At 52.6% G+C, this 1,524-nt stretch carries 1 protein-coding gene; it reads left to right on the top strand.

What is annotated here, in order from left to right:
- Positions 1-1,524: condensation domain-containing protein (locus AZ66_RS29060; protein ID WP_044358109.1), on the top strand; the 1,524-nt coding region annotated here is incomplete at both ends.

Raw genomic sequence — 1,524 nt, 5'->3', positions numbered from 1 at the left:
GCGTATCGGGCGTCGGATTGGCCAGGGGCTATTTGAATCGAGGAGGGCTAACGGCCGAACGGTTCGTGGATAATCCAATCCTCCCTGGCCGGAAAATGTATAAGACCGGGGATTTGGGAAGATGGCTGCCAGACGGGAACCTGGAGTACTTGGGGCGGGTTGATCACCAAGTTAAAATTCGGGGATACCGAATTGAATTGGGTGAGATTGAAGCGTGCCTGCTACGGCATGAGGCGGTGAAGGAAGCCATTGTCCTTGAACGGCAAGATGCGCAAAGAGACGTGTACCTCTGCGCATACGTTACAGTAGACGGGGCGGTGGATGCAGCTGAACTTCGCCGTTTATTGGTTCGGCAACTGCCTAGCTTTATGATTCCGCAGTTCTTTGTGCAGTTAGAACAAATGCCGTTGACGCCAAACGGAAAAATTGATCGCCAAGCGTTTCCGGAGCTGGCAGAACATGCTGCAACAGGAGCGGAATATGTTGCGCCACGGACAGAGTTGGAGGCGAAACTGGCAAATTTGTGGCAGCGCGTGCTAGGTATTGAGCGGGTCGGGGTAAAAGATAATTTCTTCGATCTCGGAGGTCATTCAATAAAAGCGACGATGCTTGTTTCCAGAATGCATAAAGAACTAGATATAGACGTATCTTTGCGCACCATTTTCCAAATGCCGACCTTGGAACAGTTGGCGCAAGCGGCTGCTGTTGCGAGGCAACAATTATATGTTTCGATTGAGCAGGCAGAGCAGAGAGCATATTATCCCGTTTCTTCGGCGCAAAAAAGGATGTACATCCTGAACCAATTGGAAAGTACAGGGCTCGGGTATAACATGCCGGGGGTATATGCGGTAGAAGGGCCGCTCGCTGCGGAGCGGTTAGAGCAGGCGTTTCGCACATTGATTGCGCGCCATGAATCGCTGCGCACCTCGTTTGAGATGGTGGATGGAGAGCCGGTGCAGCGCGTGCACAGTCAGGTGCCTTTCGCGATTGAGAGGAAGCGTCTGACGCAGCTGTTTAAGGCAGCGATCCCACAGGGAGCCGGGGATACGTCGGAGAAGGAACGTATCGCAGAAATGGCGGAAGTGGAAATAGCCAAGCAGGTGGAGGCGTTCGTGCGTCCGTTTGATTTGGAGCAAGCGCCGCTATTGCGTGTAGGAATGATCGAAGTGGAGGAGAACCGTCAACTGCTCCTGTTTGATATGCATCATATTGTTTCCGACGGAGTCTCGATGAATGTGCTTGTTCAGGAATTTGCGCGTTTGTATGAAGGGGAAAGCTTGCCGGAGCTGCGCATTCAATACAAAGATTATGCAGCGTGGCAGCAGTCACTGACTCAAAGCGAGACGATGCGGAAACAGGAAGCGTTCTGGTTGGAGACGTTTGCGGGCGACATCCCGATACTGGAGCTGCCGACGGATTATGCGCGCCCGGCGGTGCAGAGCTTTGAAGGGGATGATGTTACTTTTGGCGTTAGTCAAGAAGTGACTGCAAGCTTACAGCGAATTGCTGCAGAGACCGGAGCAA

Source organism: Paenibacillus sp. E194 (assembly GCF_000935845.1).
GTDB classification, from domain to species: domain Bacteria; phylum Bacillota; class Bacilli; order Paenibacillales; family Paenibacillaceae; genus Paenibacillus_B; species Paenibacillus_B alvei_B.
Note: the sequence above shows the minus strand (reverse complement) of the source record. Positions and strands in the feature narration are given on the sequence as shown.